The 19,556-nt window shown below is 44.2% G+C and carries 17 protein-coding genes; 10 read left to right on the forward strand and 7 right to left on the reverse strand.

All coding sequences use genetic code 11. From position 1 onward, the window contains the following. The first annotated feature begins 501 nt into the window (after positions 1–501). The 6 genes from ftsL (at position 502) to AAEY80_RS08655 (ending at position 8,692) form a co-directional block, all read left to right on the forward strand. The gene (gene ftsL / locus AAEY80_RS08630) at positions 502–984 is read left to right on the forward strand and encodes a cell division protein FtsL (protein ID WP_101211361.1); all 483 of its coding nucleotides are present in this window, start codon (positions 502–504) and stop codon (positions 982–984) included. Further along, complete coding sequence (locus AAEY80_RS08635; protein ID WP_101211360.1) at positions 981–3,071, forward strand: peptidoglycan D,D-transpeptidase FtsI family protein; 2,091 nt, start codon at positions 981–983, stop codon at positions 3,069–3,071. Before ftsL ends, AAEY80_RS08635 begins: the two co-directional genes overlap by 4 nt. 70 nt (positions 3,072–3,141) lie before the next feature. Next, positions 3,142–4,851, forward strand: a complete 1,710-nt coding sequence (locus AAEY80_RS08640; RefSeq protein WP_025653230.1) for a UDP-N-acetylmuramoyl-L-alanyl-D-glutamate--2,6-diaminopimelate ligase — start codon at positions 3,142–3,144, stop codon at positions 4,849–4,851. Positions 4,852–4,957: 106 nt separating this feature from the next. Next, complete coding sequence (locus AAEY80_RS08645) at positions 4,958–6,409, forward strand: UDP-N-acetylmuramoyl-tripeptide--D-alanyl-D-alanine ligase (protein WP_201567257.1); 1,452 nt, start codon at positions 4,958–4,960, stop codon at positions 6,407–6,409. 3 nt (positions 6,410–6,412) lie between these two features. Further along, positions 6,413–7,531 (forward strand): phospho-N-acetylmuramoyl-pentapeptide-transferase, encoded by a 1,119-nt coding sequence (mraY, locus tag AAEY80_RS08650; protein ID WP_025653232.1) that lies wholly within the window; start codon positions 6,413–6,415, stop codon positions 7,529–7,531. A gap of 174 nt (positions 7,532–7,705) precedes the next feature. Beyond that, entirely contained in the window at positions 7,706–8,692 is a 987-nt protein-coding gene (locus tag AAEY80_RS08655; protein WP_201616815.1) for a putative RNA methyltransferase, read from the forward strand. 43 nt (positions 8,693–8,735) lie between these two features. Here the strand turns inward: AAEY80_RS08655 and cls are convergent, their stop codons facing one another. Next, entirely contained in the window at positions 8,736–10,187 is a 1,452-nt protein-coding gene (cls, locus tag AAEY80_RS08660; protein WP_350588189.1) for a cardiolipin synthase, read from the reverse strand. 247 nt (positions 10,188–10,434) lie between these two features. Here cls and AAEY80_RS08665 point away from each other — a divergent pair, with 247 nt between their 5' ends. From AAEY80_RS08665 to AAEY80_RS08675, 3 genes are all read left to right on the forward strand, one after another. Then, positions 10,435–12,195, forward strand: coding sequence for a TrkH family potassium uptake protein (locus tag AAEY80_RS08665; protein WP_101211355.1), 1,761 nt, complete (start codon positions 10,435–10,437; stop codon positions 12,193–12,195). A 124-nt stretch (positions 12,196–12,319) separates the two neighbouring features. Beyond that, positions 12,320–13,021: a potassium channel family protein gene (locus AAEY80_RS08670; protein ID WP_350588190.1), complete on the forward strand. Its 702-nt coding sequence runs from the start codon at positions 12,320–12,322 to the stop codon at positions 13,019–13,021. 97 nt (positions 13,022–13,118) lie between these two features. Next, on the forward strand, positions 13,119–13,661 hold the full coding sequence (locus AAEY80_RS08675; protein WP_025653237.1) for a DUF3124 domain-containing protein: 543 nt from the start codon (positions 13,119–13,121) through the stop codon (positions 13,659–13,661). A gap of 56 nt (positions 13,662–13,717) precedes the next feature. Here AAEY80_RS08675 and AAEY80_RS08680 read toward each other — a convergent pair whose 3' ends face one another. After that, entirely contained in the window at positions 13,718–14,506 is a 789-nt protein-coding gene (locus AAEY80_RS08680) for a YdcF family protein (RefSeq protein WP_350588191.1), read from the reverse strand. Positions 14,507–14,634: 128 nt separating this feature from the next. Here AAEY80_RS08680 and AAEY80_RS08685 point away from each other — a divergent pair, with 128 nt between their 5' ends. Beyond that, positions 14,635–14,775 (forward strand): hypothetical protein, encoded by a 141-nt coding sequence (locus tag AAEY80_RS08685; RefSeq protein WP_157824030.1) that lies wholly within the window; start codon positions 14,635–14,637, stop codon positions 14,773–14,775. 389 nt (positions 14,776–15,164) lie between these two features. Here AAEY80_RS08685 and AAEY80_RS08690 read toward each other — a convergent pair whose 3' ends face one another. From AAEY80_RS08690 to AAEY80_RS08710, 5 genes are all read right to left on the reverse strand, one after another. Then, positions 15,165–16,139 carry a WG repeat-containing protein gene (locus AAEY80_RS08690; protein ID WP_101211353.1) on the reverse strand — a complete coding sequence of 325 codons (975 nt, stop codon included), beginning with the start codon at positions 16,137–16,139 and terminating at the stop codon, positions 15,165–15,167. A 24-nt stretch (positions 16,140–16,163) separates the two neighbouring features. After that, positions 16,164–16,832, reverse strand: coding sequence for a hypothetical protein (locus AAEY80_RS08695; RefSeq protein ID WP_101211352.1), 669 nt, complete (start codon positions 16,830–16,832; stop codon positions 16,164–16,166). 23 nt (positions 16,833–16,855) lie between these two features. Next, complete coding sequence (locus tag AAEY80_RS08700) at positions 16,856–17,554, reverse strand: hypothetical protein (RefSeq protein ID WP_101211351.1); 699 nt, start codon at positions 17,552–17,554, stop codon at positions 16,856–16,858. A gap of 108 nt (positions 17,555–17,662) precedes the next feature. Then, positions 17,663–18,364 carry a hypothetical protein gene (locus AAEY80_RS08705; RefSeq protein ID WP_101211350.1) on the reverse strand — a complete coding sequence of 234 codons (702 nt, stop codon included), beginning with the start codon at positions 18,362–18,364 and terminating at the stop codon, positions 17,663–17,665. A 14-nt stretch (positions 18,365–18,378) separates the two neighbouring features. After that, entirely contained in the window at positions 18,379–19,509 is a 1,131-nt protein-coding gene (locus tag AAEY80_RS08710; RefSeq protein ID WP_201582782.1) for a tetratricopeptide repeat protein, read from the reverse strand. Positions 19,510–19,556 lie beyond the last annotated feature (47 nt).

Here is a 19,556-nt window from a genome sequence, read left to right on the forward strand (position 1 = left end):
AGATCGCTATCAGTTGAATTCAGGACACACCCTAGTATGCTGTTTAGTGAATGTGACTAAATGTCTTAATGTTTACGCAACTGTTAAAAAGCTGTAAATATTATCTGCTAGGCTCAGCAGCTAGTTTTTTGTTTATGTCTGCGCTAATTTAGCGATGATCATTAGCTATTATTTTCTTTGTCAGCTTAGAGTAGAAGACAGTTATAGTCAGTAAAAAGTAATATCGAACCATCACGCACTGCTGATATCTATTTTTCTGGCTTGCTGTGCCTGCGCAGACAGAGGCGACAAAAAATTGATATCAGCAATAGCATCGCGTTTTTAGGATATTTTGATTATAGCTTGTAGAGTAAATGTCAATCATAGCGGGTTTTTATGGCTATCATTGCACAGCGCGTTTGGTTTTATTTTTATTGAGGGTACTGATCAGGGATGAGATTTTTATAACCCTTATACAGTCGCCGCTCTTTTATATTTGAAGTTTACTTTTTTGAGATCGTCATGGCAATATCTGACAAACCTGCAAACCGTCGCGCCGCAATGGCCAATACCACTGATGTTGGCGAGCTATTCGTGCGCCGCTTTAATGTGGTCAGCATTTATGTGGCGGTGTTGTTGCTATTGGCAGCAGCCATCGTCTGGAGCGGTATCAAAACGGCTGAGGAAGTGCAGCAATATCATCAGGATTATAGAACCTTGCAAGACATGAAAAAACAAGAACGCAAACTGCAAATTGAGCACCAGCGCCTATTAATTGAACAGCAAACCTTTAGTGCCACACCGCAAATTGCCAGTCGCGCCGTTGCCGAGCTTGGTATGTTTTCACCCACTCTCAAGGATAAGCTGATCATTCAGCCGGGTGCGGCCGTCGCATTGGCACCAGCCCAGCCAACTAGCGCAGAGCTGATTAGAGCCAATGATTCAGACGTTGTCGAAACCGATGCTCCCGTGAGCGACGCCAATCTTGCGGAGGCAGGACAATGAGTGATAAAAAGCCAAACGCCAATGGTGGTAAAACATCAGCAAAAAACCCCAGCAAAAAACCCGCCAGTGGCAAAGTAACCAAACCATTACGCCGAGCCAGTGCTGCTAAATCTGGGCAAACTGACAGCAAATCTTCAGACAATCGCAAAGCCAAGCTCTTTGGTCGCCTCAAAAAGAATGAAGATCAAGGCGCGTATACCAGTGTCAAAAACCGTAAAAAAATTGTATTTAATAAGGCCACTGGTGCCTCCTCTCGTGGCGGCTTTGAGTATGACAAAAACCGATTCCGTACCGTTTGGGGCGTGGCGCTTGTGGTGTTGGCGCTACTGATAGGGCGTGCCTACTATATTCAAGTGGCTAACGCACAGTTTTATCAAGATAAAGGTGACGAGCTTATCACCAGCGTACGGACGCAAAAGTCCTATCGCGGTATGATTACCGATCGCAATAATTTACCCTTAGCTGTTAGTGCGCCGCTTGCGACTGTCTCCTTTAGTCCGCATGATTATTCGCGCGAATACTATGAGCTTAAACGTATCAAAATTACCAATCCGAATAGTCCACAGTTACAAGCGCGTATGCAAAAACGTCTGGATAATATGGATCTGACTCGGCTGGCAGCGGCCGCCAACATTCCGGTCAGTGAGCTAAAGAAAGTCACTGCTGTCGATGACAGTATTGATGTGACTGATGAAGAAGCGGTAAAAGCCGCCCTGCCATCGGGCGCAGGCTCGCATTATTTGCCACTACTCAACAAAGTCACGCCTGAAATAGCCGAAAGTGTTAGCTCGCTTGACTTCCCGGGCGTGTATGAGAAAAACTTCTTTCAGCGTTATTATCCGCAGCCACAACCAAACTCGCAGCTGTTGGGTTTTATGGGGCAAAATGCCAACGATCCTGAAGGTGGTTACGAAGGACGGGCGGGCATAGAACGCCAATTCGAAAAAGAGCTGGCGGGTGATGATGGTAAAGTACTGGTACTCAAAGACGCCAAACAAAACAGCCTAAAAGAGATTAAACAGATTGAGCCAGAAATACCTGGCAAAGATGTGGCGTTGACCATTGATTCGCGTCTACAGTATCTGCTCTATAAAGAACTAGAGAAAGTAGGACGTGTGCAAAAAGCGCGCTGGTCAACTGGTATGGTCGTCGATGTACAAACTGGCGAAGTGTTGGCACTATCGACATGGCCATCATTTAACTCCAATAACCTGAATGAGATGACTGGTGAAAACCAGCGTAACCGTGCGCTCCTCGATGTATTTGAGCCGGGTTCAGTCATGAAGCCATTTACCGTGGCTGCGGCTCTCAATTCGGGCAAATACACACCGACTACTTTAATTGATACCAATCCGGGTTCAATTCGTGTGCGTGGCTATACCATTCGTGATCATAATAATTTGGGCACCATCAATCTTGCCACACTCTTACAAAAATCAAGTAACGTGGCCTCGACCAAGATAGCCTTATCTTTGCCCGCTGATGCCATTACCAATATGCAAAAGCAATTTGGATTCGGTGCAAAGACACCGCTACAGTTCCCAGCGGAAGGCAGTGGGCTTGTGGTTACACCGGAAGAAAAAGAGACCTCACGTCGTGCAACGATCAGTTATGGTTATGGTATGGAGGCGACTGTAGCGCAGGTGGCGCAGGCTTATTCGGCATTAGCGGCAGGCGGAGTCATGCATCCTCTAACCTTGGTTAAGAGCGACAAAGTACAACCAAGCAAACGCATCATGGCGCACGAACAAGCCATGTCGATTGTCCAGATGTTAGAGAGCGTCACCGAAGAGGGTGGTACCGCCAAAGCAGCGGCGATTGATGGCTATCGAGTGGCGGGTAAAACAGGGACGTCGCGTCGTATCAACCCAAAAGGTGGTTATTATACCGATCAGTATCGCAACGTCTTTGCGGGCATGGCACCAGCATCAAACCCAAGACTGGTCGGTGTTATCTTAGTGGAAGACCCTCGAGGGCTGCATTATGCTGGTCTGACAGCGGCGCCAGTATTCCATAACGTCATGAAAGAAGCGCTACGTCTCTATAATGTGCCATTAGATAAACCCTTAAAAACTGAAGCCCAGTAGGCATGGATATGGATATTTACGTATTCAGCTATTAATGATTTGATTTGTTTTAACCGATTAGGATTTGCTCATGACCATGCTCAACTCATCGCTGACCAGTGCCACTGTTACCCTGCAACAGCTTATAAATGCTAGCAATTGTAATAGTCATCATCTAGCGCAGGCATTATCAGCAATGAGAATAGCAGCAGATAAAACATTAACGAACCAATCAGCCTCCAATCAACGACTTACGCTTGTCAATTTACCGTTTCAGCAGTTTCGTTTAGACAGCCGTCAGGTAGCGTCAAATGACGTGTTTGTACTACTAAAGAGCCATACACCAAACTGCCAAAAAAGCCGTGATTACCTTTATCAAGCCGCTAAAAATGCGGCTTTTATCCTATCAGAAATCGATCCTATCGCCTTGCTTGCCACGGCTAATGTGCCGCCACATGCCAATATTGAATTGATTGATAATGCTCAAGCTACGGCGCAGCAGCAATTAGATTCCTTGCCTTGCCCCGTCGTATACGCGCCCAACATCCGTGACTTTTTGGGTGACTTAATTCAAGCGCGTTTGCAGCATCAGCAGCCCGTAACATTACCAGCAGTGGTGGCGGTGACGGGCACCAATGGCAAAACCACCATCAGTCAACTGGTGGCGCAATTAACCCAGCTGACTGGCATGAGCAGCGCCGTCATGGGTACGGCAGGTAATGGTAGGCTTGGCACTTTGGTACAAGCCAGTCATACCACGGGCGATGCCTTAGCGGTTCAGCAATTTCTATATCAAATGGGTCGCGAAGGGGCACAGCTACTGGCGTTAGAGGCCAGCTCACATGGTTTGGATCAGCAGCGTTTGCAAGGCATGCCGGTGTCGGTGGCAATTTATACCAATCTTAGCCGTGACCACTTAGACTATCATGCCGATATGGCAGAGTACGCGGCAGCCAAAGCCAAACTGTTTGATAAAGCACACTTCCCAGATTTGACTCACGCCATTGTCAACATCGACGATGAGCATGCGCAGATTATGCTGGATACCGCCCATGCTAGTGAATTGACGGTTTGGACCTATAGTTTGGATGCTACAAAAACGGCTACCTTTGTCGCTGCTAAAATTAAGCCCAGCTTACAAGGTGTCGAGATTAGCCTGCGTACAGATTTTGGCGATGGTAACGTTAATAATTTAGATATCGTCAGTCCATTACTTGGACGTTTTAACGTGGCGAATTTGCTTGCGGCTATGGCAGCTGCCGTAGCTTTAGAGATTAGTTTGGAGCGTATTGCGCCAGTCGTGCCACAGCTACAAGGTGCCGTAGGTCGTATGCAACGTGTGCCATCTAATGATGGTTGTTTTATCGTTGATTATGCGCATACGCCCGACGCCTTAAGTCAGGTATTAGCCAGTCTTAAAACCCATTGTAAGGGTCAATTATGGGCGGTATTTGGCTGCGGTGGCGACCGTGATGCTGGCAAGCGACCATTGATGGCGCAAGCGGGGCTGGCAGGCGCGGATCAAGTGATTCTAACGGCAGACAATCCTCGCACTGAAGATCCACAGGCGATTTTGCAAGATATGCAAGCAGGTATGAGTGCGGAGCAATATCAGCGTACCCATATCGAACCAGCACGGCAAAAAGCGATTGAATATGCCGTCAATCAAGCGGCTGCCGATGATATTGTGGTCATCGCTGGCAAGGGTCATGAGACTTATCAAGAAATCAATAATGTCCGTTATGATTTTGACGACAGTATTATTTTACAAAACGCCCTAGAGCATGCTGGCCGCGTATAAAAAAGTGCTGTCTGAGTGTTTAGCAACACTAATTTTTAATAATATTTATAAGTTTTAACATGCAGTTATAAAAAATAAGTAATCATCATATAAGGTAATCACTACTATGACAGCCGACAACGATAACACCATACAGTCGCAAGGGCTGTATGTCTGGCAGGCAGGTAATCTGCTTACAGCAACAGCGGCGCTTGATAGTCACTGGCAGCTAGATGCAGGACAGCTAAGTGAAGAACAAGCAGGATCGAGCAATGATGTTACGAGCACGCGCATTGCCACTGATACCCGCACGATAAAATCCGGTGATATCTTTTTGGCCTTAACGGGTGACAATTTTGACGGTCACGATTATATCGCTACTGCTATGAAACAAGGTGCGGTTGCTGCTATCGTCTCACGGCCAATCTCTACCAATATCCCGCAGCTAGTCGTGAGCGATACCCGTTTAGCGCTAGGGCAATTGGCTGCGTATCGTCGTCAACAGCATCAAAATTTAACCGTCATTGCTATTACTGGCTCTAGTGGTAAGACCACCTGTAAAGAGATGCTGGGTAGTATCTTCGGCAGATTAGCACCGACGCTCATCACTCGTGGCAATCTCAATAATGACTTGGGTGTACCGATGATGCTGCTCGAATTATCCGATCACCATCGCTATGCCATCTTAGAGTTGGGCGCCAATCATATTGGTGAGATTGCCTATACCACTGAGATTGTCCGTCCGGATGTGGCTTGTATTCTGAACATCGGCACGGCGCATCTGGGTGAGTTTGGTAGCCGCGAAGGGATTTGCCAGACCAAGGCAGAGATTTATCATACCTTGAATGATGCACAATTTGCGATCGTTCCAGATAAAGATGACTTTACCAATCAATTACGCCGTATTGCTGAAAAGCATACCTCACATGTCATTGGCTTTGGTAATACCGATGTCAGCGCCAGTCACTTAGATGTCGAGCCTGAGCGCAGTGAGTTTAAGCTACACATTGGCAACCAAGTCCATGATATTAGCTTGCCACTAGCAGGGGAGCATAACGTCAATAATGCTTTGGCGGCGGCGGCTTGTGCCCATGCCTTGAATATCGACGTCGATGACATTGTAATCGGACTTGAGAATGCGCGTCCCGCTAAAGGCCGCTTGAACAGTCAGCTGCTCGGTATGCATCGCCTGATTGATGATACTTATAATGCCAATCCACATTCAGTGCGCGCCGCTGCTAAGGTATTGGCGGCGCAAACTGGTACGCAGGTGATGGTGCTAGGAGATATTGCTGAATTGGGTGAGGCGGCGGTGAGCGAGCATCAAAGCTTGGGTCGTACTATCGCAACCACAGGCATCAATGTGCTGCTATGTGTTGGTGAGTACGCGCCTTATACTGTGGCTGGGGCGCAAGAGATTTCTGAGATTAGTGCGCATGCATTCGCTGATAAAGAGAGTCTGCTGCAGTATTTACAGTCTTACTTGCAAGCGCAACAGGCTGAGCCTTGTACGGTGTTGTTCAAAGGCTCTCGTTCCATGCAAATGGAAACACTTATTCATGCGCTAGTAGAGGAGTAGGCGGTGTTAGTTTGGTTGTTTGGCTGGCTTGGCCAGTATTATACACCGTTTTCTGCGGTTTCTTCGTTGACGCTACGAGCGTTACTTGCGGTCGTCACAGCACTGGCATTTAGTATGTTTTTAGGCGGACCGGTCATCAGACGTCTACGGGCACTAAAGTATGGTCAGGCCATTCGTAATGATGGTCCGCAGTCGCATTTGGCAAAGACTGGTACACCGACCATGGGCGGGGTATTGATTTTGAGCGCCATCGGGGTATCGACCTTACTGTGGGCACGCCTTAACAATCCTTATGTGTGGATTTTGCTGATCGTGATGATTATCTTTGGCGCGGTTGGCTGGGCTGATGATTGGCTCAAAATCAAATATAAAAACCCCAAAGGTTTGATTGCTCGCAAAAAATACTTTTGGTTGTCGATGGGAGCATTGTTCGTCGGTGTGTCTTTATATTATATCGCCACCTTGCAACCGGACATCGCCACCACCCGCGAGATGCAGGATTTATTAATACCCATTTTTAAGGATTGGATGATTCCGTTTTCAGCCGTACCTTTTGGTATTGGCTTTATTATCTTTACCTATTTTGTGATTAATGGCGCTTCCAATGCTGTCAACTTGACCGATGGCTTAGATGGTTTGGCGATTTTGCCCGTTGTATTAGTTGCAGCTGGTTTAGGCGCGATGGCTTATGTCTCGGGTGACGTACGCTTTGCCGATTATTTGCATGTCCCTTATATTGCCTATAACTCTGAAGTGATTATTGTCTGTGGTTCGATGATTGGTGCTGGTCTTGGCTTCTTATGGTTTAATGCGCATCCCGCGCAAGTCTTTATGGGGGATGTGGGTGCACTTGCCCTCGGTGCGATGCTCGGTACGATTGCCGTCATGACCCGCCAAGAGATTGCTTTTGCCATTATGGGTGGTCTATTTGTCGCCGAGGCACTATCGGTTATGCTGCAAGTTGGCTCCTATAAACTGCGCAAAAAACGTGTCTTTCGGATGGCGCCATTGCATCATCATTTTGAAGAAATTGGCTGGAAAGAAACACAAGTGGTCGCTAGATTTTGGATTATCGCCATTTTATTGGTCATACTTGGTTTGATGACATTGAAGTTGCGCTAAAATAGTATTAACCTAGGTGCTGTAGTAAATAAGTATTTATGTGATTAAAAAAGCCATCTCAGCAATCACTGAGGTGGCTTTTTGTTTTTCTTAGACCTTTTTTTAACTGCTTCTTTTATCCATTAACCCACGCAATTTTTGTTAAAATGGCAGCCATATTGCGATGATCTTGAGATGCTTGTGTCCTTATTTATTTGTCCCCTTTGTCAGTCACCTCTGCAGCCTGCCGCCGATACGTGGCGCTGTGATGGTAGTTTAAACCCTAAGCAAACCACCCATCCGTTTGATGTGGCGCGTCAAGGGTATGTCAATCTACTGCCTGTGCAACAAAAAAAATCCAAAGCACCGGGCGACAGTCAGCAATCTATTGAAGCGCGCAAGCGGTTTTTAGCAGCTGGACATTATGAGCCGCTACAGACAGTGATCTGTCAGCAAATGGAACAATTATTAGCGCAAAACGAGGTCATCTCTGAGCCAATTACTGCATCAATCACTTCATCAGCAAACGCTCAGGATAAAAACCCTGTCAACTGGTTGGATATCGGCTGCGGGGAAGGCTATTACACGCAGGCGATGGTGCAGATGGGCTCAGATAGTATCACTACTTTGATAGCGGCTGATATCAGCAAGCCCGCGTTGGTTGAATTGGCTAAAGTGAGCAAAGCAGCCAGTCAGCTGTGGTATCAACAACATAAAGACGAAGCGGAAAAGACGACGGTGATTTACCCGTTAGTCACTAGTGCGGCGCATCTACCACTTCGTGCTCATAGTGTCACGGGTATCAGCAGTATTTTTAGTCCTATTTTGCCTGAGGCTTTTGCCAAGGTATTGGCTGATAAGGGGTTTCTAATCATTGCCAAGCCCGATGTCGGACATTTAGCAACGATGCGCGATGCACTATTTGATAGCGTGCGCGAGCATGATTCTGATAAGTTTTTGCAGGAGCTAGCACCATACTTTACGCTAATAGAGACGCATCGCGTCAGTACCAAGATGACATTATCAGCGTCTGACTTAGCCGATTTGCTGACCATGACCCCTTATGCCTACCGTGCCCGTAGCGAAAAAAGACAAGCGTTACTGGCAGCGGTTGAACAGCAAGCATTTAGTACCGAAGCAAAATTTGTGGTCTATGTTTTGCAAAAAAGCGCTGATAAATAGCGCTGATAAATAATGAGGACACGCTCTAGCATCCAACCGTTATTTATAAGATGGGCCCCATGGTAGCAACAATATTGTGCCAAATTCTATAGGGTAGCGGCCAGTTTTCGACCTCCTCGCGTGTCACTTCATCAGAGTCAGCGATATATTGAGACTGGCGTTCCATGATGTCAGCGGTCAAGGCGATATCGCTAAAGACAATATTGTTTTCATAATTTAAATCAAAGCTGCGCAAATCTAAGTTGGTCGAGCCAATTAAGCTTAGCTGGCCATCGACGGTCAAGGTCTTCGCATGTAGCAATCCCGGCTTGTACTCATAAATTTTTACTCCTGCTTCTAGTAATTGCCAATAATAACTGCGGCTGGTCGCAGCGACTACTAAGGAGTCGTTGTGTTTGGGGAAGATCATTGTGACCTTTACGCCGCGATAGGCGGTGGCGCACAAGACATTGATTAGGGAATAATCTGGGACAAAGTAAGGGGTTGAGATGGTCAGGGTTTGCTGGGCTTGGCTAATAAGCGCGCCTAAAAATTGTGGCGTTGCGCCCGAGCGTTGGGTAGGACCATCGGCAAAGACTTGTGCGGCGAAGCCTGTAGAGGCTGATGAGTCTGGTTGTGCGGTAGGATAACAAAAGCTCTCGACCGCTGTATCGGGGTTTTTAATCAGCCAATCACTGGCGAAAAGCATCTGGTTCTGTGCCACTACTGGTCCTTCAACGCGCAGCATAATGTCGACCCACGGGGCAAAATTGGGCTTTACGCGAAACTCAGGATCTGCGCAGTTGCGACTACCAGAGTAGCCAATGTTGCCATCGATCACGGTGATCTTTCGGTGATTGCGCAGATCAATTCGGCTAAATAATAATACCTTTATAAGATTGCTAATCGGTAGAGCCACGCTGACTTGCACGCCAGCATTTTTCATTTCTTGCCATATCTTTGAGCCCACCATTTTGCGTGAGCCCATGCCATCGACCATCGCTCGACAAGTCACACCGCGCCGTGCTGCGCGCATTAGCGCTTGGGCGATATCGATACCTGTGCCATCAATCAGCCAAATATAATACAGCACATGAATATGATCGATTGCCGCCTCAAAATCCGCTAGCATTCGTTTGTGGGTTTCTGCCGCATCCGCCATTAGTTCCGCATGATTGCCCACGGTAGTATGAAAGCCTGTGACGTTCGCAGAGTAAGCAAACGCTGCTTGATACTCAGGTTTTATCGCTTGCGTTAAAGCCGCGTCGCTACCGAGCACTTCAGGATTGTGGGTATGCAGTTTATTAATAATTTGCTCATGCTGGCGGTTAAAGTTACGCCCTAAATGTATCTCACCAAACATCCAGTAAACCACGACGCCGACATAAGGCAATATAAACAGCACCACCATCCATGCTAGCCTAGCCGATGAGGTCAAATCATGACGCGAGAGTATCCGTAAGGATATCAGCACGAGTAATATAAAATGAATGGTTAATAAGATGTCCAGTACCATGGCGCCGTCCTTTGTGATTATTGTTATGCAGGGTGCTGCAGCCTTTATTTAATAATCCGTACTTTATCATGGCATCTCATTTCGACCGTAGCCAACTTGTCATCAGATTGTCATCAATACGGTCAGTCCATTTAATCACTTTCGATAATTCGTTCATAACTGGTTACGATTTTCTAAAATCAGTCTTAGTTAATAGTCAAAAAAAGGAGTATAAATATCGTGGTTATTCCTCTCATGGACTCAGGCTATGCACGCCGCCATACGCTATCGATTACTTAATAATTTTACGATTTTTATTAGCATCATTGGGGTCGCAGTGGCGCTTCTCGATAGTGGTTTTACGCTACCGAACTGGCTACAGCATGTTTTTCATCTCTTTTATTTGCTCATTATCTTTTTAGGTTTTATCGTCACGGCAGGGCGTTACCTCTATAGCAAAAAACCGCTAACGATTAACAAAGTGGCTGTCTTTGACTTGTTGACCAGTATCGCTATCGTCATTTTACTCGTGGCGCATTTCACCGATTTAATACGCTCAGGCTTGGCGGTTTCCGTTGATGGCTTTGTTGCGATTAAGGTTGCGGTACTAGTGACCTTTATCCGTGAAATCTCTGATCACGACTTCAATCTCGACCGTACTTTTTTGAACCCAGCCCAATTCTTTATTCTAAGTTTTTTGTCGGTGGTACTGGTTGGCGCCTTGCTATTAATGATGCCCAACGCGACGACCCAGCCTTTATCATTTATCGATGCATTATTTACTGCGACCAGTGCGGTGTGTGTTACTGGGCTTATCGTGGTAGACACCGCGACCTATTACACGACCTTTGGCCAAGTCATTATTATGGGTCTGATCCAAATAGGCGGTCTAGGGATTTTGACCTTTGTCACATATTTTAGCTATTTCTTTAAGGGCGGTGTCAGCTACGAGACTCAGCTGAGCATCAGTGAGATGTCCTATATGCGCGGTACGGGTAATGTGGTGGCAACCCTCAAATCTATCTTATATGTCACCTTTGCTGTTGAGGCGTTGGCGGCGGCATTCATTTACGCCAGTATTTACGATTTACCCGGCATGGACGTATCCGAGCGCTTATTTTTTTCCATTTTCCATGCGGTTTCGGCTTTTTGTAATGCCGGATTTTCTACTTTTAGTGCGGGCTTATATGATGACGCGCTGCGCTTTAATTATCCTCTGCAGCTGATTATTGGCATTACCTTTATCTTTGGCGGTATGGGCTTTGTGATTGTGGTCAATGTGCTGCGGTATTTACGCTATCGTGCCCAGCGCCTGATATATTGTCGCAATCAGCGCTACGCTTATCGCCCGTGGCTGCTCAATATCAATAGCCGAATCACTCTGATTACCACGGGTGCACTGTTGCTAGTCGGACTCATTGGGGTCATGTTGTTTGAATATAATGGCGTGTTGGCTGACCATGGCAGTTTTTATGGCAAGTTAGTGACAGGGATATTTACCGCTGCCACCCCGCGAACCGCTGGGTTTAATAGCATTGATATGGGTGACCTAGCCTTTCCGACGATTATGTTGACGATTTTTTTGATGTGGATTGGCGCGTCACCGAACTCGACGGGCGGTGGTATCAAAACCAGCACCTTTGCCATTGCGCTATTAAATACCTTGAGTTTGGCGCGTGGGCAGACGAGAGTAGAAGTCTTCAAACGGGAAATCGCTGAGATTTCGATTCGTCGCGCCTTTTCTATCATGTGGCTGTCGTTATTGGTCATTGGGACTGGGGTGACGCTCATCAGTTATGATCAACCTGAGCTGGATTTGATTAAAGTGGTTTTTGAGTGCTTTTCTGCTTATAGCACCGTCGGTTTGAGTTTGAATTTGACCACCGAGTTGTCGGATTTTAGCAAAATGGTGATTTCGGTGATTATGTTTGTTGGACGGGTGGGCATGTTAACCCTGTTTATCGCCTTACTCAAAAACATGCGCGAGCGTAACTATCGCTATCCCACGGAAGAGATTACTATTAACTAAGTTGTTATTAAATGATTTGTTATTAAATGATTTCTTGCTAATTGAACCTGTTAACTAAGATTTTGTTAATTAAAGTTCTATTACCTCAAGTGTGGCACTATTATTAAGGCACAAAAAGGACAATATGAAATATATCATCGTAGGATTGGGGAATTTTGGCTCGTCGCTGGGTATAGCGTTGACCAGTCAAGGTCACGAAGTAATTGCTATCGATAGCAGTATACAAAAAGTCGAGGCTTATAAAGAAGTCATCTCGCATACCGTCTGTATGGATGCCACCGACGAGTATACCGTCACCGGTTTACCCATTATCGATACCGATATCGTCGTGGTCGCAATCGGCGAAGACCAAGGCGCAAATGTCATGGCAACGGCGCTATTTAAGACCTTAAAAGCACGGCGCTTGAACAGCCGCAGTATCAATCCATTGCACCAAAAAGTGCTGCAAGCCATCGGTGTGGACGATCTTATTTTGCCCGAAAAAGAAGCCGCTGACCGCTGGGCAAAACGCTTGTCACTGCGCTACTTTGTAGATTCGTTTGAGCTTACCGATCATTTTAGTATCGTTGAGCTTAGTATTCCAAACGCCTTGATTGGAAAGACCGTCGACGACTTACAGCTTGAGCAAAAATTCAATATTCGATTGCTTAGTACCATGCGCTATGAGTATTATGAAGATAGCTTTGGACGTACGCAACGTAAGCCAAGTATCGAAGGATTGGCCGAGCCTGAGCAGGTGCTACAAGATAAAGATGTCTTGATAATCTATGGCGCAAACAAGCATATTAACCAGTTTTTGCGTAGCGTTGGGGTAAAAGTGCAGTAGCGGGCTAAATCTAAATAAAGGGTATATTGTCTACCTATTAATGACGACATAAGCGTTATTTAAATAGCCGCGCTATGACATTATAAAAGGGAAAGTTATGAATAAGCGTCACATATCCATCCTAATGCTTGCCATGACGGCACTATTATCAGGCTGTGATCAATCGTCGCAAGACCCGAATGTCATGCTGTCAGAAGGGCAAAAAGACCCAATCAAACAGCTGGAGATCACCTCAAAAATTGATCATAGTAAACTTGGCTATCAGCAAACCTTTTATGTGCCGATTTACTCTGACATTTATACCGATAGAGACAATCGTAAGGTCTTGCTGTCTGCGACTTTGAGTGTGCGTAATACCACCTTAAAAAAATCACTTTATATCAATAAAATCGATTACTACGATACCCGTGGGGCTTTTGTAAAATCATATCTGAATAAACCTATCGAGCTACCAGCAATGGGCACGCTCAATTATATTGTCGAAAAAGAAGAAGACAAAGGCGGCTCTGGAGCTAACTTCATCATTGAAGTCGAAGGTATTGATGAGACCGTCGCCCCAGTCATTGAGGCGGTGATGATAGGCAATTTTAGCAATAAAGCCTTTGCCTTTACCACGCAAGGCACGCCAGTTATACATTGATAAATGCTATATTACTAAAGGCTTACTTATAAGGGCTGTGAAGTGCTGTGAGCTTTTTAATACTCCCCCAACAGCCAACCACTGGCAAAGGCAAAATATTCTCGAAACCATGCATTATAACGAATGGATAAAGGGGTCGGGCTAGCCACCGTAATTGGCTGTTGATAGCCTTGATGCCTTGCAATGGCTGCTGCCCGAATGGTATGAAAATCACTGGTCACGATAGCAATAGGGTCAGTGATAGAGACGCCTTGCGCCGCTAATAGGGCTTGGCTATTGGCTAAATTTTCTTCTGTACTGGTGCTTTTACCTTCTTGTAGAATGCGTTCAAACGGGATGCGGTACGTCTCGTGTAAGTAGGACGCCATGATATCAGCCTCGCTACGGCTACGCTGAAAACCAACACCACCGCTGGTTATTACTATGGCGTTTGGTTGTGCATCAATGAGAGGCGCCGCAGTATCTAAGCGCTTGGCTAAGGTAGGAGTGGGTTTGCCTGCGACTGTGCCTGAACCTAATACAATGATAGCTGCCACTGTCGGCGCTGGCTGCTGGCTTCGTTCAATCTGCTGCTGCAGTGACCAAACAAACACCATAAAGCTGATAAGCCATAGGATAAATAAGCCCCATAAGCCATACCATACTCGCTTAAATAGAGGGTGATGCCTGATGAAACGGCGAATTCGTTCCCAGTAAATGCCATGAATGACAAAAATTACGCCAATAATAAATGGCACTACTGAGCCAAAGTTAATCTTGCCAATAATCATCAATACAGCGCAGTCTATGGTGATGATGATACCGACAATGAGTAGGAGTATACGGATGAGTAAGGTTTTGGACATAGCTGAAAACTGCTTGTGTTTAATGAACTGCAAGATAATTATAATACCAACGATATAATCCTTGAGCTAGCTACCGTTAACTTAGATTTTTAGTAAAATATAATATTTTGATTATAAGATATTGACGGATGAGCTGTTTAAGACCCATCAGCGCTCATGAAGATAGGGCATTCATGTCGATGACAGTAGTGGCTGATACTCAAAAAATAGCAGCTGGGATACTGAGAAAAAACAGCGAGGCGTCCAGTAAAGGCGCGGGCGGGGTTTAGTAAATAAGTTTAAATAGGAATAACTAGAAAAATCAGGCAAGATAAAGTTAAGCGTTATTGCTTAACACTTAGGAGATGTTTTAAAGAAATTTGGATAGAGTGTAAAACTAGAGGCTTTGATAAAGCAGAATAAGATTGGCGGTGAAGGAGGAAGTCTAACTATATTTTCAAGTGATTGATATAAATGTATTTAATATACTGTAGCTAAGTATTAGACCATCAAATAGACCAACAGGTTTGTAGTATTGGATGTAAGGTAAATAATGGGATTTATGCTTTGATAGATTGTAACTAAATATGTCTAAGATACTATTTAGTCTCAAATATATACTATCACTAAAAAGCGTTTTTTGGTTATTAAGGTTTCCTTCCCATTCACTAAAGATCTTTTAAAAAGAAATTTCGCCAAATATATCGTCGTAACTGTCATAAGTTTGACGCTTAATTTCATTACCTTGCTTATCAATAATGACCTGCGTGATTTGGTCACCTTCTAAGTACATAGTGGCCAGACCATTGATAAAATAACCGTCGCTGACATCTGTGTATAAAGATAAGTCGCCCACATCGGGAGAGGCTGCATTATATTTTGGCTCAATGACTACTCGACCTGCGTGGTCAATAAATCCCCATTTCAACTTATCGTTATCTCCGACACCTACCGCCGCCAGACCTTCAGAAAAATCCAATGCGGCATCCCATGTAGAGGCAATAACTGGCTGACCTTTAGTGTTTATATATCCTACTTTTTGGTCATCTGTCAGACTAAAATTTGCTAGACCTTCCTTAAAGTTGCCAAGCTGTTGGTATCGAAAATCAATGACGGTATCGCCATTACTGTCAATGGCACCAAATTTTTCATTTCTTAACACCGTTACCAGTCCATTTGAGAAATCTCCAACATAGCGATAGACATAAGGAATGACGAGCTTGCCTTGCTTGTCCATAAAGCCCCATTTGTCATCTTTATAAACCGCAACTCGACCTTCACTAAAATTATGCATCTCAGGTACGAAGTCAAAAAAGATAGGATAAATAACAGGTATGGCAACCTTACCTTGAATATCGACATAACCAATCGTGTCATAACCGTGCGTCACGTAAGCCATGCCGTCATGGAACTCACCGCAATGATCATAGATAGCAGGGGTAATAACATTCCCAGCGCTGTTCTTAAATCCACAAGTGTCGTCATGACCTTCTATTGAGCTATGATATTCAACGGGCAAGTCGGGACTGACACCACGCGTGCTATCACTCGAAGATGAGGGCATAACGCTTGTTCCCCATGAATCCGTCGCTACGTCGGCTGCTGTACAGCCGATTAAGAAAGCTAGTAATGTACATAATCCTAGAGCTTTCATATGAGTCCTTTTCAATAGGTCTTCTTATGAAAAGTTGATAGTCGCCAACTGCACTTGTATCGGCGGTGGGACCGTAATTTTCATATCCACGATAGCACCACTGCGCGTAACCTGATAGCACTCATCCGCAGCAACGTCCTCTGGTGATGAGGGCTCCGTAAGAGTGGTGTGCAGGCACAACCAAGCAGTATTGTCAGTGGCTTGCTTAAGCGACCAGGTTTGAATGGCTGTCTGTGTTAGGTCATTATCATATTCTGTTGGCATCACACTTTTCGCAAATTCACCCGAGTCACCGATAGCGGCTGTTGTAGGTAAGGCACTGAACGTTATGTCAATGTCTAGCGCTTCTTGATCAGGTGAGCCATGACTGGTCAGCGGATCTAAGCTGTAGTAGCGTGTGAGTGTTGCAGAAGTTAGAGGCTTGCTGTTGAGGGTCATTACGTTATCGTTCACCACAGTGAACGCTGTCTTATTATCGACCTTAACTTGGCCTTTTCGAGTTTGGGTGGTCGTTATTTTTGAGATCATACCTTCATTAGACAGTGCTATTATTTTAACGAAATTGCCAGTAATTAACTGAGATAATGGCGCAGAGATAGGATATTGCACGCTATCATTGAGTGGTTTTGTATGACCTTGTATAGTCGTGCCAGCAAGCAAAACAACCGCACAGCATAGTCTTAAGATTCTCATATATTCATCCTTATTTATACCTATCACAGACTGTTATAAATTATTCTCTTAACACCGTCTTCTAATGGGCTTGAATCTACTACTTTAGTACTTAATAAATCACCTTTAGCGTTGATGTTATAGCATTCAGACATAGTGCCATTGGCGTCATTCAATAGCAGATTTTCTGAAGCGTTTATACAAAACCAAGCGGTATCATTAGTAGCGCGTTTCAGCGACCAACTCTGAGTATATTTGCTGATTAACTTATCTTGACTGCTGTCGCTATAGACACTCTCAGTGATAAACTCGCTTGAGTCGCCTATAGTTGCCATTTTGGGCATATCAGAGGTTTGATTAGCTACCGAGTACTCCCCTAGATTGTTGGTAAAGCCATAGAACTTTACAGGGTTTAGGGTATAGTAATTGATTGATATTAGCTGCTGATCGATGATGCCATCTGATTTTATGGTATAAGCAGTTTCGGCACCTTGTGCCTGCTGGTTGTTGAATGTCATTTTCCCTTTGGGAACGACTTTTATCTCAAGCACTGTGTTTTGATTGTCATTGGCTTGTATCAGGGTATCAGTACGCGCTTTGGTATAGATATTGAGTAGGGCGGTCTCTACAGGATATTGCGTGACTATTTGGTTTGATTTATTTGGGGTTATCACATCGTTATTCATAGTAGTACAAGCACTTAGGCCTAGAGCTACCACTGCTATTAATGCTAATACTTTCATAAATTAACTCGCTAATAAGTTATAGGTTTTTATAATATTTATTTAGCTATGACGTATTTTTTTAATGCAAATACATTGTAGCTTGGTTAGTAGTAGAACCTTTTATCTTCATAATCTACTTATTACTTCTATAGTTTTAACACCAACTTCTGTTTTATAAGTTTCTATTATTTTACTATCTAAAATATCGCCATGTTCGTCAATTTCAAAACATTGAATTTTCTTTTTCTTAAAAGCTAAATTACCGTGTGCCAGTTCTTCCATACAAAACCATGCTGTATTCTGACTGGCTTTTGATAACGACCACTTTTCTGTATAAGATCTTATTTGGTTACTTTTGCTACTATCTGAATACACTATTGCAGCTACAGACTTACCAGAGCTACCTACATTCGCTACTCTAGGTAGGATAGCGCTTTGCGTAGCTACGCTATATTCTCCTGAGCTACTCGTATAGCCTTTAAATAGGAAAGGATTGAGAGTAAAGTAACTCATTCTGATATTTCTAGTTATCACTTCGTTATCTATGCTAGTACTAGAGATTGATTGTACGCTTTGAACCTGTTGATTTTCAAAATTAGACGCTGCTTTGGGTATTATTTTATAGTCAAATTCTAAAGATTTTTTATCAGAAAGTAGGCTGTATAGCGAGTCGCTATATTCTTTGGTAAAAATGTTTATCACAGCCGTCTCAACGGGGAACTGAGTTACATCTGAGTCGGGATTATTGATGGTCGAGCTACTTTTTATACCCGTTGTACAAGCGCTTAGAGCTAGGCTAGCTAGTAGACAGAATGCAATTGTTTTCATATGGTTTATTTCTATTATTGGGTTAATTCTAGATATTGCTTACAGCTGTAGCGATTGCCATTTTGACAGGCTTTACCGTACCATTTGATTGCTTCATCATCACTTTGAGCGACACCATCACCATTGAGGTATAACGACGCAAGCATTGCTTGAATTGAGTGGTCGTCCTTACCGCTCTCTACTATCTTGTTCAACCACTTAAAAGCTTGCGTATAATCCTGTTCGACATCGTTACCATGGTAGTACATCCATGCTAGACCTGTTTGTGCCAAGATATTTCTTTGATTTGCTGCTTTTGTATACCATTTTAGGGCTTCTTCATGATTTTTTTGTACGCCTTCACCTCTAGAGTACATTCTTCCCAGTTCCAGTTGAGCAGTATCATGACCTTGTTCAGCAGCTTTTTGATACCAGTATACCGACTGGTGATAATTCCTTTCAGTACCATAGCCATCATAGTACATAAAGCCTAGTGCATAGTAAGAGCGAACAGCATACTCATCGTTCGGATCTTCTCCATTAGCCATTTTCTGAAATAGTTTGAGCGCTTTTATCTGGCTTTCATGCTCGTTGTAGTGACTATGATAGTCATACGCAAGACTAAACAAAGCGGGAGGATAGTTTTGTTCTGCTGCTTTTGTAAGCCAGTATTTTGATTTTTCTAAATCCTCGGTGATTTTATCACTATGAGCGTATATTAACGCTAAGCCAAACTGCGCTTCGGCCACATCCTCTTTAATCGCTTTTTGATACCATTCAAAAGCTTTGGCATGATCTAGCGGGACATGTATACCATCATGATAAAAAAGGGCAACCTTAGACTGAGCGACAGCATTACCTTGGTTAGCTGCTTTTAAATACCAACTTAAAGCTTTTTTAGCATTTTTATCTACGTCTTTACCTTCATAATAGAAGTCGATAGGTTCATTATTAAAAATACGATAGTCTGGTTTTACGAGCGTCTGATAGTGCTTAGCAAGCTCAAGCTGAGACTGAACATCGCCTGATTCAGCTAATGCTTTAATAGACTCAAAATTTGCCGCTAATACTGACCAGCTGATACTCAGTGCTAGTATTGCTATTGCCATTTTTTGGATAAAATGTCGTATTAAAACCATGCTTTGCCTCAAAGTAAAAATAAACAAATGTTACACGAATTTGAAATAATCTCATAGTTAAATACCCATCAGTT

The sequence above is a fragment of the Psychrobacter sp. 78a-MNA-CIBAN-0178 genome (assembly GCF_040309625.1).
GTDB classification, from domain to species: Bacteria; Pseudomonadota; Gammaproteobacteria; order Pseudomonadales; family Moraxellaceae; genus Psychrobacter; species Psychrobacter okhotskensis.